Here is a 16,250-nt window from a genome sequence, read left to right on the forward strand (position 1 = left end):
CGGCGCTTGCGCTTGTCCGGGATGACGTGTTTTATAAGCACAGATTAAGTAATTAAGAGATTCCCCATGAACGACATTGTCAATCATTCCGTCAAAAAAGGCCCGGTTCGTCGGCGCAGACAACCGTCTGTAGATGAATATGTCGAAGGTGTTTTAAGCGGGGACCGGACAATGTTGGGCCGCACCATCTCTTTGGTAGAGAGCACCAGTCCGCGTTACCGTAAAATCGCGCAGGAAGTTTTGTTAAAACTGCTGCCTCATAGCGGTAAGGCGCATCGTGTCGGGATTACGGGTGTGCCCGGTGTCGGGAAATCCACAACGATTGAGGCCTTGGGCTGCAATTTATGCGAAGCCGGTCACAAGGTTGCGGTTCTCGCCGTTGATCCGACCAGCTCGGTTTCCGGCGGGTCCATTTTGGGCGACAAGACCCGCATGAATAATCTCGCTATTCAGGAAAACGCCTTTATCCGGCCAAGTCCGAGCTCCTGCACATTGGGCGGTGTCACCAAAATGACCCGTGAAACCATGATCGTGTGCGAAGCTGCGGGCTATGACGTTGTCTTGGTGGAAACCGTTGGCGTGGGGCAAAGCGAAACCGTTGTTGCTGATATGGTGGATTTCTTCCTTGTCCTGATGTTGCCCGGTGCCGGGGATGAACTGCAAGGCATCAAAAAAGGTGTGCTGGAACTGGCCGATATGATCGCCGTCAACAAATCCGACGCCCCCAACGAAAAACGCGCAAAAATGGCGGCGCGTGAATATCAAAACGCCCTGCATATCATGCGCCCGCAAAGCCCGAACTGGTCCCCGCCTGTGGTTTGTATTTCCGGCTTGTCCAATATGAACCTTGATGAGATGTGGGCCAAAGTTGAAGACCATCGCAGCAAATTAGGCGAAACGGGTGAATTAAAAACAAAACGCACCGAACAACAATTTCGCTGGATGTGGGCAATGGTCGAAGATCGCTTGATGGATGCGCTGAAATCCCATCCCGATGTGGTTAATTTAATTGACCCGGTCCATGATGCCATCACGCGTGATGAATTGACCGCCACCGTGGGGGCGCAACGTATCCTTAATGCGTTTGGACTGACGGATACCCTATAAAGACAATTGTAACCTGTACTTTTTAAGCCTACATTTATATTCAAATAGATAATGAGGCCGAGATGAAAAAACTGCTTCTTGTTGAAGATATGAAATTCTTCAACTCGCTTGTCGAAAAGCATGTGCGACGCAATCTGGATATTGATGTCGTCTCCTGCACAAATTATGCAGAAGCTGTTTCCGTTCTCAAAAACGGGTTTGATGATTACTTTCTCGCCATTCTTGATTTAAATCTGCCGGATGCACCCGATGGTCAGATCGTTGATCTGGTGATTGGATACAGCATCCCATCCGTGGTTTTTTCCGCGCAATTCAGCGAAGATACCCGCGATCAAATTTTATCTAAAAATGTGATCGATTATGTCGTCAAACAAAATCCATCCAGTCTGGATTACCTGGTTTCCTTAATCTCGCGCCTATATTTCAATGCCAACATCAAGGTTCTTGTCGTGGATGATTCCACCACTGCCCGCAAATACGTCATGGACTTGATGAAACGCTACCAGTTCAAGGTTGAAGAAGCCGAAAACGGCATTGATGCCTTGGAAATGCTGGAAAAGCATCACGATATTCGGTTGGTTATAACCGACTATAACATGCCCAAAATGGATGGGTTCGAGCTCACCCGTGAAATCCGGCGCAAATATCCCAAACACAAAATCGGCATTATCGGCCTGTCCACCGCCGGAAGTAACATTTTATCCGCCCAATTCATTAAAAACGGCGCCAATGATTTCCTCAATAAACCGTTTTTGCGCGAAGAGTTTTTCTGCCGAGTCTGCCAAAACGTCGAACTGATTGAATATATGGATGATCTGAAATCCGCCGCGACCCATGATTTCTTAACCGGCCTGCACAATCGGCGTTTCCTCAACGATATCGGCAGCAATTCCGTCGCACGCGCCTTGCGTGACGATATGCCACTGAGTGTCGCCCTGCTGGATATCGACCATTTTTCAAAAATTAACAATGAATACGGGCATAGTGCCGGCGATGAAATCCTCATTCAACTGGGGGAGCTTTTAAATGAACGTTGCCGTCGCTCAGACGTGCTGGCACGCACAGGCGGCGAAGAACTCTGCGTCATTGCCAACAATCTACCGGCACACCAATGTCATGCTTTCTTTGACGGATTACGCCATATGATCGAAAAGCATGACTTCAAGGCAGGTCAACAAACATTAACGCTAACCGTCAGTATCGGTGTGTGCAATCACGTTCACGAAAATTTCGATGCCATGATTGCCTCTGCGGAAGAGGCCTTGCTCCATGCCAAGAAGGAAGGCCGTAATCGCACAAGCATACAAACTAACTAAAACCAAAATTCACACACCCAGTAAAACTTTTTTGGCCTTGCGTAAACCTGACCAGATCAAAACCGCCACGACCGGCACAGCAATACCAATGGCAAGGTCCGGGTTGATCGGCACACCGCCTGCTTTGACGCCTTTAAAGGCATAGCCCAGTAAGCCAACCAGATAGTAACTGATCGCGACAACAGACAGCCCTTCCACCGTTTCTTGCAAACGCAGTTGAAGTTCTGCGCGTTTATTCATGGTTTTCAGGACTTCTTGATTTTGTTTTTCCAGTTCCACTTCAACACGTGCGCGTAACAAGCTCGCGACCCGGCTGATGCGTTGTGACAAGGAATGCTGGCGCATGCTGGTATGGTCACATGTTTTCATCGCCGGGGCCATGCGTCGCTCAATGGTTTCAGATAACGTGGGCAATCCTGTCAAGCGCCCTTCGCGCAACTCGTTTAAGCGTTGCTGTACAATGGCATAGTACGCTTTGGTCGCGCCGAAACGATAGCTGTTACGCGCAGAAATCGCCTCGACTTCCGCCGCCAGAACGGACAATTCCTCCAACAAATCACCATCTTTTTGCGGATGCACGCGATCTGACATCTTGGCAGCAATAACCGCCAGACTTTCATCAATTGCGCGGATCCGCGGGCTGGCCTCACGCGCCAACGGGAAACCGAGCAAAGCCATAATCCGATAGGTTTCGACTTCAAGAACCCGTTGGACAACACGACCAGCTTGGCGTTCCGGCATGGAAATATTGCGCATCAAAATACGCATAAAACGATCATCATGCACCCGCATATCCGTCCAGACCAGCGCAGCCCCACCCGCCATTTCACAGCCTACATAGGTATGACCGTCAAAATAACGCGACATCTCAATCGGACTGCGTTCCGGTGTATCATTTGTTTCCAGTTCCAAATGCACCGCATTCATCACCTGACCGGGGATTTCACTAATCCAATCTTGGGGCACGAAATCAATAACCGGATGAAGAAACGGTTCTTCACAGGGCTCATTGCGAAAAAAAGTATAAGTGGAAAATTCCGTATGACGTTCCCAACGCAAACGAAAGGGGCCCATCTCCGAAATAAAATGGGTTGCTTCATCCAAGGGTTTTGCCACATCAAACTTTTCACACAAACGAGACAAATGAACACGTTCCGCATCCCCGCCATCCTCGCCCGATAAAACCGCCAGATGCGTGATACGTTCCGGCATATCCAGCGCAATATAAGGCCGTGCGCGGATTTCTTTATCCAATGTGTCGCGTAACGGATGTTCCTGTCCCAAATAAGTCATTTACCCTAAACCCTTACCTGTATTCCACTTTTGTAAAATTGGTAGTACCACTATGCACATAATGAAAACAAGTGTTAAAGTGCAAATCATGTGATTTTTCTGTTTCGCCCTGTTTTACGTGGCAAATTTTCAAATCCATGATATGAAGCGCCATCTTTCCAGACAAAAGGTTTCAAGTTATGAGCGAAAATCAAACCAAGTCGGCATATGGACTGGGCCGCGCTGCCCGTCTTAATCTGGCATACGAGATTTTAACCGAACTCGCTGAAACTTCGCGTCCTTTGGATGCCATCCTGTCCAGTCGTTTTCGCCATTTGCAAGATGCACTGGAACGACGTGACCGTCGCGACCTGGAACAACGCGTGCGTTCAGTTCTGCTGCATTACCGTCGTCTGTTATGGTGGTTGAAACAGGTTCGTCTGGACATAAACATGCGCTCCATGCTGCTCGCCGATATGATTTTAAACGACGATGCGGATATTCCTCAGTTGGAAAAACTGTGTAACGGTGCCCATAACCGCATGGACATGTTGCGCAAAGAAGAAATCGCCAGCTTAAAACGCTTGCTGGGTAAAGATATCAATCACCCTGACATGAACGAAGCCATGTTGGCCGAATGCCCTGACTGGGCAGCTGCGGGCCTCAAACGAATTTTTGGCGATGATTTCGCCGCTGAAATGCGCGCCTTGGGCGACAAACCCACATCCGATTTTCGTGTAAATACATTGCTTGCAAGCCCGGCAGATACCGCTGAAAGTCTTGCATCGCAAGGTTTCAAGGTCGAAGCCACGCCGCTTTCACCAATCGGATTGCGCCAAAGCCAACCCGGTGGGCCGATCCTTTCTGAAACCGAAGCCTTCCGCCAAGGCTGGCTGGAAGTTCAAGACGAAGGCTCCCAACTCGTTGCCTTAATGGTCGGGGCGAAAAAAGGCATGCAGGTTGTTGATTTCTGTGCCGGTGCGGGCGGAAAAACTTTAGCACTGGCAGCTGAAATGGAAAATTCCGGGCATTTGGTTGCTTGTGATGTCCATAGCAAACGCCTGAATCGTGCGAAAGTACGCTTAAAACGTGCCGGTGTCGTCAATGCCGAACGCCGACAACTTGAAAGCACTTTCGATAAATGGGTGAAAAAAAGCCGGGGCAAGTTTGATCGCGTTCTTATTGATGCCCCTTGCAGCGGCACCGGAACATGGCGGCGCAATCCAGATTCAAAATGGTCAAAAGATGAAACCGATTTGGCAGAACTGGTCCAACTGCAAAAAGAAATTCTGGACAGTGCGTCACGCCTTGTAAAAAGCGGCGGTCGTCTGATTTATGCCACCTGTTCGTTGTTGCCCGAAGAAAACGAAGATCAGATCGAACGCTTTCTATCCAGCAACACGGCATTTAAACGCCTGTCCGCACAAGATATCTGGCAAGAACGCATCACGACCGACTATCCGGCGAAAGACCCGAACTACCTGCGCCTTAGCCCTTACCAAAACGGTTGTGATGGATTTTTTGCCGCCATCCTAGAAAGAGAATAAGTCGGAAGGTTCTTCTCTTTTCTTGTCATATGCTTTCTCAATCTCTAGGTTATAGGGGGATATAAGGAGGCATGCATGGCTGAAAACAAAACTGAAAAGTCAGATATTCCCTGCCGCCAAACATATGCAGCGGCTGTGGACCTGTTTTTACAGCTTGCCAAAGAACGTGCGCAAAACGGTGTCATCAGTGTCGATACACTGGATATTGTCGCCCACGCCATTCAAAACGATCCAACGGTACGTAAAAAATATTGCGACACTCAGTTTGAACGCTGTTCGGAATACGTCCGTTTATCTTTGCAAAATACGCCCCGCATCAATGTTTATGGGCGCATCATTTCCGAACCGTTTGAACATCTGTTCAAAAAAGAACCTCCCCTTATGTCCAGTGGTCAACTGGTTAACTATTTCCACGCCATTCAGGCCATTTTAGGACGCGCCGAATATGAAAACCTTATGGAACGTTCGCTGCGCCTGATGGAACAGGTCTCACGCGATCGTGGAGATGAATTTAAATATTCAGACCTGTATGAAACCAAAGCATGTTGGGAAATTCGCTGGGATAGTTTTGTTGCCTTGGCTGATTTTTTTACAAAATTCGATCTGCGCAAGGAATGGTATAAACGGGTTATGCAAAGTGATCCCGATACACCGGGGCAAGGCATTGGTCCCTATCCATTTAGCGAATTCCAATTTAAACAACAAATGATGTGCATCTTCGATAGGTTCGCCAACTTATCCGATGACGAACATAACGTCTTTGAAAAACGTTACAGCAAAAAACAACGAAAAGATTTTTCCACTTTTCTTGCCAATGTGGTTTCGATAGAAGACGAGGTATGACACACAACATCGCGCAATTAGACTACCCCGTTCAGGAAACATTCCCTGCCCTGAAACAAGCTCTGCATTCCCAACAACGCGCCTTATTGGAGGCGCCCCCCGGTGCAGGGAAAACAACGTTGGTTCCCCTTGCCTTACTGGATGAACCTTGGTTGGCCGGTCAAAAAATTATCATGCTTGAACCCCGCAGGCTGGCGGCACGCATGGCAGCCAAGCGTATGGCTGACTTGCTGGGGGAAAAAGTCGGACAAACGGTTGGTTATCGTATTCGCCAAGATAAAAACATCGGACGCAACACCCGTATTGAAGTCGTCACAGAAGGGATCCTGACCCGACAACTTCAATCCGACCCGGAGCTCAACGGCGTCGGTCTGGTTATTTTTGACGAATTTCACGAACGCAACCTGCAAGGCGACCTCGGTCTGGCCTTTTGCATGGAAACACAAGACGCCCTGCGCGATGATCTGCGTCTTTTGGTCATGTCCGCAACCCTTGACGGAGGAAATCTCGCCTCTTTTTTAGGGAATGCAGCACGTATCACCAGCGAAGGTCGCGCCTTTGATGTGACGGTCTACAACTTGCCCCGTCCGGATAAATTTTCCTTGGTCAACGATACGGTACGCACCATTTCCAAGGCGATTGCGGACGAAAGCGGTAGTCTTTTGGTCTTTTTGCCGGGTGAAGGGGAAATTCGCAAAGCACAATCCCTGCTTAATGAACGATATGCAAACGATCCGCACATTCTGGTTGCCCCCTTATACGGCGCTTTGCCCCCGCAAGAACAGGACAAGGCCATTGCACCGCCCCCAAAAGGTGTGCGCAAAATCGTCCTTGCCACAACCATTGCCGAAACCAGCTTGACCATTGAAGACATCCGCATCGTTATTGATTGTGGCTATAAACGGGTTGCCCGTTTTGACAATGCCAGATCCATGTCGCGCCTTGAAACCGTACGTGTGTCCCAGGCAGCGGCAACCCAACGTAAAGGCCGCGCCGGACGCATGCAAGACGGCATCTGCTATCAGCTTTGGCCACAAGCTGAAACCCACGCCTTGGCAGAACGTGATACGCCTGAAATTCTCGAAAGTGACCTGACACCACTGGCCTTGGAGCTAAGCGCTTGGGGCGTTCATGTTCCCGAAGACCTGAAGCTTCTGGATTACCCGCCTAAAAATGCGTTTCAACAAGCCCAAGACCTGTTGTTTCAATTAGGCGGGCTGGATAAAAACGCCACCATAACCGCGCATGGCAAAGAGATGCTGGCCCTGTCCCTTCACCCTCGCCTTGCCCATATGATCCTGACGTCCTCTCATACAAACGAAAACGATGCCGCTTTGGCCTGTGATATTGCCGCCACTTTGCAAGACGGTCCTCTCTTAAAAGGTGCGCGCGATTGCGATCTGCGCACAAGCCTTGCCATCTTACATAATCAGTCAGGATCAACACAAAATATCGCAAAAGGGGCCTTGCATCGGGCACGACAAACCGCCAAAAACCTAAAAAAACGTCTCAAAATATCGGATACCCCGCCCACCAGCTATCTGGAAACGGGGCGGATTTTGGCTTTGGCGTATCCTGACCGGATTGCCAAACAACGCACCAATGGACAAAGCAGCTATCACCTGAGTGCGGGCATGGGGGCAAGCTTGCCGGACCATGATGCCTTATCTATCGAACCCTTTCTGGTTATTGCCCATATGGATGGCGCCAACGCACAAGCACGCATTTTCAGCGCGGCCCCCCTCCATATTCAGGACATTGAAAATAATTTCCCCGACCTTATTCAGGAAAAAACCGAAACAGGTTGGGACAAACGTACACAAAGCGTCAGTGCTGCCCGTGTGCGCAAGCTTGGTGCCCTCACCCTGAAATCCACCCCTTTGCGCCATATTGACCCCGAAGAACAGGCTCGTGGACTGTGTTACGGTATTCGCCAGCTTGGTTTACACGTTCTGCCTTGGACAAAGGACAGCGACTTTTTGTGCAAGCGTGTGGAATTTTTACGCAAACGAGATGACAAATGGCCCGATATGAGTGAAGCGGGCCTTTTGAACACCCTCGAAGACTGGTTGCTGCCCTATCTAAACGGTATCAACAGGATTGAACAATTGAAAAAAATCGATCTCGATGCAGCCCTGCTCTCTCGCCTGGACTGGCAAGCTCAACAGGAACTTGCAAAACGTGCCCCCACCCATTACCGCGTACCCAGCGGGTCACAGATTCGACTGGATTACACCAACCCGGAAAAACCGATTTTGTCGGTCAAATTACAAGAAATGTTCGGCGAGCCCCAGACGCCTTGCATAGACAATGCAACAATTAGTCTACAAATTCACCTGCTTTCACCCGCTGGACGCCCCCTGCAAGTTACTGAAGATTTGGAAAGTTTTTGGCAAAACGGCTACGATTCGGTGAAAAAAGAAATGAAAGGGCGCTACCCAAAGCACCCTTGGCCCGATAATCCGATAGAAGCCCAAGCCACAGGGAAAATCAAACGGAAACTCGCATGAACCGCCACGTTCAGCTAAGGTCTTATACGTATGTATGTATGAAAAGAAGCACTTTTCCACAGTTGCCTGTTGCCCCACCAGATAAACGTAATGTAAAACTGTGACTTAGGAATGGGTGAACGGGGATGTTTTTATCGGAATTAGGAACTTGGTAAGAACTCATCGCTAAGCTTAACGAATAACCGCAGACAGATAACAAGAACGGCAAAACTAAATGGATCTCGGAACGCTATTAGGTATCGCTATCGGTCTCGTCCTTATCGTGATTTCAATCATGTTGGGGGGCGACATTGGTTCGTTTGTCAATATTCCCTCTATTGTCGTTGTGTTCGGTGGTGTAACAGCCGCGACCCTTGTAAAGTTCCCGCTCAAAGATTGTATCGCCGCCTTGAAAATCGGCGGCAAAATTGCCTTCAAAAATTCAGCCGACGACCCGCGCAGTGTCTACGATATGGCCATTGAACTGGCAGGTATCGTACGCCAAAAAGGCTTGCTGGGTCTGGAAAGTGTCACCATCGAAAACGAATTGATGGCCCGTGGCATCCGCATGTGTGTGGATGGTATGGCTGCCGAAGTCATTAAAGAAAGTGTCACCAAAGAAGTCGATATGGCGATCAAGGCCGAAATGGCCGGGGAAAGTTTCTGGCGTGGTATCGGTGATATGGCCCCCGCATTCGGGATGATCGGAACATTGATCGGTCTGGTACAAATGCTGGCAAACCTGTCAGACCCTGCCGCCATTGGTCCGGCGATGGCCGTTGCGATGTTGACAACATTTTACGGTGCGGTTCTGGCCAACCTGATTGCCATTCCCTTGGCCGACAAACTTGAAATTAAAATCGACAATACGAAAAACACCCGCGCTTTAATTATCGAAAGCGTGATGCAAATCCATGCATCTCAGAACCCGATGGTTCTGCAAGAACTGCTGGGCGTGTATCTGCCGGGCGGCAAACCTGCCGAAGAAGATGGTGAGTAAGGTTATAGCCGATGGCTGAAGAACAGAAAAAATGCCCCCCTACGGGCGCACCGGCATGGATGGCGACCTTCGCCGATCTGATGTCCTTGCTATTGGTGCTTTTTGTTCTTTTGCTGACCTTTTCTGAAATGAACGTGATCAAATACAAGCAAATGGCCGGTGCCATGCGCAATGCGTTCGGTATTTCAAAACAGGACCGCTTGGCCGGCGTAATCGAAGTTGATGGACAGCTGGAACGCAAAGCTGCCCGTAATATTTCACCAACGAAATCACCGGTTCCAACCGTATCTATGGAAATCCCTGACACCACAGATCAGGAAGAATTCGATATCAACCCGGCAGAATCACCGGAAGAACAAGCCTCTGACGTTGAAAACGAAGTCGCCAAAATCATCGCGGAAGAAGCCGCCGACAAAGGCGTCGATGTCGAACGTGACGGAAACGAGGTCAAAATCCGCTTTCCCAGTGAAATCGCCTTTGATTCCGGTTCTGCTAATATCGGTCAGCCGTTTGCAGACCTGCTCGATAAACTTACCGATGTTATTAAAAAATCCAAAGGTGAAGTTCTCGTTGGCGGACACACCGACAACATCCCGCTGGGCAGTGGCGGTCCCTATCGTTCAAACTGGGAACTGTCTGCCGCGCGCGCCACATCCGTGGTTCACCACTTCCTGAATTATTCAGATATTGAACCCAGTAAAATGGCTGTGCAGGGCTTTGGCGATTCGCGCCCGCTTGTCCCCAATGACACGCCGGAAAGTCGCGCCAGAAACAGACGTGTCGAGATTACCCTTGTTTTGGGTGAAGAAGAGAAAGAACAGGTCAATAACGTTCAAAACCAACTGGAAAGCGTTTTTGGGCCACGACCAGATTCTGGCCTGAAATAATTCCCTTTAAAAATTGCTTAAGAGTTGAACTGTTTTATTATCCGTTTATTATACTTTTGTGGGATAACGATCTGAAGAAAAATGTCTAACATAGGCCCCCGATGACGGATTTCGATTTTAGCACACATAAGGTTATTTTCTGCGATATAGACCCAGAAAGTATTGATATCGCAAGAACAACCTATATAGACAATGATATTGGTGATTTCATCGCAACCCCATCCCCACAAAAAGCGATTGAACATATTGGCAATATCAACCCGGACCTTGTCCTTCTTGCCCTTAAATTCCCGGATACCAACGGCATTGAGATTGTGCGTCAAATCCGCAGCCTGAACGACGGTGCTTTTTATAAAACACCTATTCTTTTATTGTTGGAAAAAGTCTCACAACATATGCTGCGTGAAGCCTGTCGCGCGGGGATTGAAGGGGCTTTGCGCAAACCGCTTAGCCCGGAAAAACTGCTGCGCTTTACCCGTGCAGTGATCTTAAAGCCCCGGCGTTTTATTTGCGTTGCCAAATATTTCGGTCCCGAACGCCGTATGCGTGACGACCCCCATTTTGATGGACAGGATCGCCGGGACTGCTTGAACCAGACTGATTTTAAGCTAGACAGCTACACCCGCTCACGCCCCGTCGGCGGCGTCACCTTAAGTGCGGGCAGCTCTTCCGGTGGTCGCAATCAAGCCTCTAAACCATCACTTGATAACTTAATGGGATCATCCCAAAGAAAACAAAATACATCCTCTCAGGACGATGCATTTGATTGGGGAACCAGCCAAACCCGTCCCGATGCAGATAAAGGCAGCATGTCTTTTCAGGATAGTGATTTAACAGGCCCTTCGAAAGAAGCCCCTCCCCATTACGATCTGGTCGACGAAACCAAAGCTTCCCCTGTTGCAAACAAAGAAAACAATTCATCAAGAGCAACCGAAAAAACAGATGTGGCGGCCTCGAAACCGGTTGAGAAATCACCCGCGCCTAGCGTCGAACCTGTCGGCCCGGATAGCGATGATTTTGAAGAAATCATTGATTTGGATGAATGCCTGGACCTTCATAAATTGTGGGTCAACAGCGGCGGGCGCGATGGTTTACGCGCCAATCGTCCACATTCTGATTTTCGGGGGCAATCTATTATGGAAGTGGATTTTACCAAAGCCATCCTTCCCCAGTCCAATTTTGAAGCCGTCAATTGCACCAGCAGTGTTTTTCGCAAAGCTGATCTTAGTGGATCTACGTTCAAAGATGCCCTTCTCTCCAGCGCAGATTTACGCGTTTCTCGCCTGACCCGCGCCGATATGCGCAATGCACGACTGGACCGGGCCAATATGTTGGGAACCGACCTGTCCGGGGCCAATCTGGAAGGCGCATCTCTTCGCGGGGTGAACCTCAGCGGAGCCAACCTTCATCGCGCAAATTTGTGTGGCGTCAATTTGAGCTCTGTACAAGGCTTAATCCGCGAACAAATCCGGCGCGCCATTACCGATTCAAGCACCCGCCTGCCAAATGCCTTAAAGGAGACGCCGTAACAGCGGCGTTTCCAAATCATTTAAATCAGGATGGATTGGCAAGACCGTCTCATCCCAATCGCGTTCAATCGTGCGGCATATACCGGTTAAGGCCGTTTCCTTGAGCGAAATTTTGGATAAGTTCAAACGCGCGACCCATCGGCGCAATGTCCCGACCAGCGACGCATAAGCCTCTTCGCGGTCTTCAAAAGGACGTTCTGCAATTAATTCTCCGATCAGGGCATATTTATCCATTGCCGCATGATCAGGGTATAAATCAGCCAGCAATTGCAACTGCAAATCTGTTGTTTCCGCACAAACGGTTGCACAAGCCTGTGCATAGGTTAAGCCTGTTTTTTGTTCAACGATGGCCCCATAACGATGGGTCAATCCAAACCCGGCTTGTCCAGTTCCAACCCCAGCCATTAAGGACGCATAAAAAACATCATCGCGGCCCTGCGGATCGCCTTCAACACCGCGCACAAAGCCCCGAACAAAGGCTTCCAGCCCCGACCAGACCAAGGCATCCGATAAAACCGATGCCTTAGGCGAAACGTAAGCTTCCCCCAACAGCATCAAAACGGTCAAGGCCCGAGCGGCAAAATCATCACGGTCCATTTCATCAATAAATGCCGGATCGCCGATCACGAGATCCGGTACCAAAAATGAATTGAACGTTTCTTCAACCGCTTCGGCCCCACCAAAAATCACGCCATTCATCGGGGCACCGGACCCGGCCGTTGTCGGCACAGCAATATGAGGGCACGATTTTGCAACCAGCTTTCCTGTATCTATCGCACGTCCGCCCCCTAACGAGATCACGCAATCATATTGTTCCAGATCATATGCGTTGGTGATTTTACGGCTGGCTTCCTGCGTTTGCTTCCCACGCGCGCTGACATGATCCACCCGCAATCCGGCAACAATCAGTTTGTCGCTCACTTCTTTCAGCAGGCTCGGATGATTTTGCAAATAAGCATCCCCGATCAACAACACATTCGTGCCATAAGCCGCAGCTCGTCGAGGCAAACTGTCAAAAGAGCCGCGCGCAAAAATCAGTTCCGGCACGGCCTTTGCCGCAAATGCAATCGTCATTGCTTCATCATCCTTATGTATCTGTTGAACAATCTGTCACATTCTTTCGAAAAATCAATTCCCAAAAATCATTTCACATGTACAAAGCTGGACAGAACGGCCAACTTGATGCAGAAGGTAGTTTTTTAGCACCGCACAATATGGAAGATGTCATGGCGACTCAAAAAGTGGATGTACTGATTATCGGGGCCGGTGCAGCCGGCATGATGTGTGCCATTGAGGCAGGAAAACGCGGGCGGAAAACATGGGTGATTGATCACGCCAAAAAACTGGCGGAAAAAATCAGAATTTCCGGTGGTGGACGGTGCAATTTCACCAACATGGATATTACAGCGAAAAACTATCTGTCAGAAAATCCACATTTTTGTAAATCCGCCCTGAAACGCTATACAAACTGGGATTTCATCAGTTTGATTTCCGAATACGGTATCACCTACCATGAACGCGACCACGGGCAACTTTTTTGTGACGACAGCGCCCAGCAAATCATCGATATGCTGGAAAAAGAATGCAAAAAGGCCAATGTAGACATCCGCCTGAACACCAAAGTAGAAGGCGTCAGCACGCGCGACGGCGGCTTTTTAATTATGAGCAACGAACACGAAATTGAATGTGAACATCTCGTCATTGCAACAGGCGGGTTGTCCATCCCCAAAATCGGGGCCAGCAATTTCGGTTTGAAACAGGCCGAAGTGATGGGATTAAACGTGATCCATCCCCGTCCCGCCCTTGTGCCCTTTACCTTTGATCAAGACACCCGCGATAAATTAGCCGGATTTCAAGGCATTGCCCTTGAAGCTGTCATCAAACTGGGCAAGACCGAATTTCGCGAAGCTTTATTATTTACCCACAAGGGCATTAGTGGTCCGGCCGTTTTACAAATTTCATCCTTCTGGACACCGGGCCAAGAAGTCCAGATTAACCTTGCCCCCGACACTGACGTCTTTGAATTGCTGAAAAAAGCAAAACAGGACCAGCCGAAACAGGAAGCCCAGACCGTCATCGCGACCATCCTGCCCAAACGATTGGCGCAGCGCCTGAGCGAACAAGCCGATTGCAAAGGAAAGCTCGCGGATCAACCCGATAAAAAACTGCATGCCTTGGCGGCATCCATCAATGACTGGCACCTGCTGCCCAGTGGGACGGAAGGATATCGCACAGCCGAAGTTATGCGTGGCGGTGTCGATACCAACGAGTTGTCATCCAAAACGTTTGAGGCAAAAAAAGTGCCCGGTCTTTATTTCGTCGGGGAGGTTATTGACGTGACCGGGCATTTAGGAGGCTTTAATTTCCAATGGGCATGGGCATCCGGCTATTGCGCTGGACAATATGTCTAAACCAATAGGCTAAAACGCCATATTCCATCGGAAAAAAACGGTGCTTCTTTACGGGCAACAAAGAAGCACCGGTTTCAAGAACCTGATTTCAGGTTCCTAGATCAGGGTTGTCGGATCGAGATAATCATAACCCAGATCATCCGCAACGGCCTTGTAAGTCACACGGCCATTGTGAACGTTCAGACCTGCCAGCAAATGCACATCGTCTGCACAAGCTTTCTTCCAGCCTTTATCGGCCAGCGCCAGAGCAAACGGCAAGGTGGCATGGTTCAATGCAAAAGTTGACGTACGGGCAACCGCACCCGGCATATTGGCCACACAGTAATGAACCACATCATCAACAATGTAAGTCGGGTCTTGGTGGGTCGTGGCTCTGGATGTTTCAAAACACCCGCCCTGATCAATTGCAACATCTACAATGACGGAACCTTTTTTCATTGAAGACAATTGTTCTTTACGGATCAGCTTAGGCGCAGCTGCACCCGGAACCAAGACCGCACCAACAACCAGATCAGCGCCATAGACAAGTTCTTCTGTGGCATCGACCGTTGCATATTGTGTTTTCAAACGCGACCCAAAGATATCATCAAGATAGGCCAGACGTGCCAGTGATTTATCCAGCACGGTTACATCCGCGCCCAGCCCCATTGCCATACGGACCGCGCTTGTACCAACAACACCACCGCCGATAACAACAACACGCCCGGGCTGAACACCCGGCACACCACCCAGCAGGATCCCACTGCCGCCATTGGCTTTTTGCATGGCGTTTGCACCCACCTGAATGGACATACGACCCGCAACTTCAGACATTGGTGCCAGCAAAGGCAAACCGCCATGTGCATCCGTAATGGTTTCATAGGCAATGCAGGTTGCACCGGATTTCACCAAACCGGCTGTTTGCTCAGCATCGGGGGCAAGGTGCAGATATGTAAAGAGCAACTGATCTTCACTCAGTTGTTCATATTCTACTTTCTGCGGTTCTTTCACCTTGATGATCATTTCGGCACGATCAAAAATTTCAGCCGCCGTTCCAACAACTTTTGCGCCCGCTGCTTCGTAATCCGCGTCGCTGAATCCGATACCGTTTCCGGCATAGGTTTCGACCAGTACTTCATGGCCGTGATGTACCATTTCGCGCACAGAGCTCGGCGTCATACCAACGCGATATTCATGGTTTTTAATTTCTTTGGGTACACCGATAAGCATTCTCTCTCTCCTTGAAAACCAGGGTGAATCATCCCTTGAATACATATAATTTTGTTATGCGATGATGCTATATCAAGATCTCTCGAATGTGCTACGAAATCGCACTATGAAAACCATAAATTAACGCATATAATTCGAATTATTTTTAATTTTACAGAATTATTATGCAATGAATGACCTAGATAGAACAGATCGTAAGATTCTCACCCTCCTGCAACGCGATGGACGCATGAGCAACGCAGACCTCGCCGATGCGGTTAACCTGTCCCCCTCGGCCTGCTTGCGCCGTGTAAAACGACTGGAAGACGACGGTTACATCGATGGTTATGCCATGCTGGTCAATCAGGCCGCCGTCGGCAAACCCACCAATGTTTTCGTGGAAATCACCTTACGCAGTCTAAGCGAGGAAACCGTCGATGCTTTTGAACACGCGGTTATCAATTGCCCGGACGTGCGCGGGTGTTACCTGATGTCGGGGGATGCGGATTATTTATTGCGTATTGCGTGCGCTGGCCCGGAAGGTTACGAACATATCCATCGTAATTACCTGTCACGCATGCCCGGTGTCTCCCGCATCCGATCCAGTTTTGCCTTACGTACCGTCTGCAAGAAAACCGGCGTGAAAATGGCTGATATCTGA

General features: G+C 49.3%; 13 protein-coding genes. 10 read left to right on the top strand and 3 right to left on the bottom strand.

The window, feature by feature from the left end:
- Nucleotides 1-66 precede the first annotated feature (66 nt).
- A complete protein-coding gene (meaB, locus tag ACN0VA_RS05765; protein ID WP_417820224.1) occupies nucleotides 67-1,107 on the top strand; it encodes a methylmalonyl Co-A mutase-associated GTPase MeaB in 1,041 nt (346 codons plus the stop codon).
- A 62-nt stretch (nucleotides 1,108-1,169) separates the two neighbouring features.
- Complete coding sequence (locus tag ACN0VA_RS05770) at nucleotides 1,170-2,423, top strand: diguanylate cyclase (protein WP_417820225.1); 1,254 nt, start codon at nucleotides 1,170-1,172, stop codon at nucleotides 2,421-2,423.
- A 9-nt stretch (nucleotides 2,424-2,432) separates the two neighbouring features.
- Here the strand turns inward: ACN0VA_RS05770 and ACN0VA_RS05775 are convergent, their stop codons facing one another.
- A complete protein-coding gene (locus ACN0VA_RS05775; RefSeq protein ID WP_417820226.1) occupies nucleotides 2,433-3,716 on the bottom strand; it encodes a DUF3422 family protein in 1,284 nt (427 codons plus the stop codon).
- A 179-nt stretch (nucleotides 3,717-3,895) separates the two neighbouring features.
- On the opposite strand from ACN0VA_RS05775, the gene ACN0VA_RS05780 reads away from it, so the two are divergent.
- The 6 genes from ACN0VA_RS05780 (at nucleotide 3,896) to ACN0VA_RS05805 (ending at nucleotide 11,990) form a co-directional block, all read left to right on the top strand.
- The gene (locus tag ACN0VA_RS05780) at nucleotides 3,896-5,242 is read left to right on the top strand and encodes an RsmB/NOP family class I SAM-dependent RNA methyltransferase (RefSeq protein ID WP_417820227.1); all 1,347 of its coding nucleotides are present in this window, start codon (nucleotides 3,896-3,898) and stop codon (nucleotides 5,240-5,242) included.
- A 75-nt stretch (nucleotides 5,243-5,317) separates the two neighbouring features.
- Nucleotides 5,318-6,085 carry a hypothetical protein gene (locus tag ACN0VA_RS05785; RefSeq protein ID WP_417820228.1) on the top strand — a complete coding sequence of 256 codons (768 nt, stop codon included), beginning with the start codon at nucleotides 5,318-5,320 and terminating at the stop codon, nucleotides 6,083-6,085.
- The gene (gene hrpB / locus ACN0VA_RS05790; protein ID WP_417820229.1) at nucleotides 6,082-8,595 is read left to right on the top strand and encodes an ATP-dependent helicase HrpB; all 2,514 of its coding nucleotides are present in this window, start codon (nucleotides 6,082-6,084) and stop codon (nucleotides 8,593-8,595) included. The genes ACN0VA_RS05785 and hrpB overlap by 4 nt, the downstream gene beginning before the upstream one ends.
- 214 nt (nucleotides 8,596-8,809) lie before the next feature.
- Nucleotides 8,810-9,574, top strand: a complete 765-nt coding sequence (locus tag ACN0VA_RS05795; RefSeq protein ID WP_417820230.1) for a motility protein A — start codon at nucleotides 8,810-8,812, stop codon at nucleotides 9,572-9,574.
- A gap of 11 nt (nucleotides 9,575-9,585) precedes the next feature.
- Complete coding sequence (locus ACN0VA_RS05800; RefSeq protein ID WP_417820231.1) at nucleotides 9,586-10,461, top strand: OmpA family protein; 876 nt, start codon at nucleotides 9,586-9,588, stop codon at nucleotides 10,459-10,461.
- A gap of 101 nt (nucleotides 10,462-10,562) precedes the next feature.
- A complete protein-coding gene (locus tag ACN0VA_RS05805) occupies nucleotides 10,563-11,990 on the top strand; it encodes a pentapeptide repeat-containing protein (RefSeq protein ID WP_417820232.1) in 1,428 nt (475 codons plus the stop codon).
- Here the strand turns inward: ACN0VA_RS05805 and ACN0VA_RS05810 are convergent.
- On the bottom strand, nucleotides 11,973-13,064 hold the full coding sequence (locus ACN0VA_RS05810; RefSeq protein ID WP_417820233.1) for an iron-containing alcohol dehydrogenase: 1,092 nt from the start codon (nucleotides 13,062-13,064) through the stop codon (nucleotides 11,973-11,975). The genes ACN0VA_RS05805 and ACN0VA_RS05810 overlap by 18 nt on opposite strands.
- 152 nt (nucleotides 13,065-13,216) lie before the next feature.
- On the opposite strand from ACN0VA_RS05810, the gene ACN0VA_RS05815 reads away from it, so the two are divergent.
- Complete coding sequence (locus ACN0VA_RS05815) at nucleotides 13,217-14,401, top strand: NAD(P)/FAD-dependent oxidoreductase (RefSeq protein ID WP_417820234.1); 1,185 nt, start codon at nucleotides 13,217-13,219, stop codon at nucleotides 14,399-14,401.
- 96 nt (nucleotides 14,402-14,497) lie between these two features.
- Here the strand turns inward: ACN0VA_RS05815 and ald are convergent, their stop codons facing one another.
- On the bottom strand, nucleotides 14,498-15,610 hold the full coding sequence (gene ald, locus ACN0VA_RS05820) for an alanine dehydrogenase (protein ID WP_417820235.1): 1,113 nt from the start codon (nucleotides 15,608-15,610) through the stop codon (nucleotides 14,498-14,500).
- A gap of 169 nt (nucleotides 15,611-15,779) precedes the next feature.
- On the opposite strand from ald, the gene ACN0VA_RS05825 reads away from it, so the two are divergent.
- Entirely contained in the window at nucleotides 15,780-16,250 is a 471-nt protein-coding gene (locus ACN0VA_RS05825) for an Lrp/AsnC family transcriptional regulator (protein ID WP_417820236.1), read from the top strand.

Origin of the sequence: Terasakiella sp. (assembly GCF_048267425.1) — a bacterium.
Taxonomy (GTDB): domain Bacteria; phylum Pseudomonadota; class Alphaproteobacteria; order Rhodospirillales; family Terasakiellaceae; genus Terasakiella.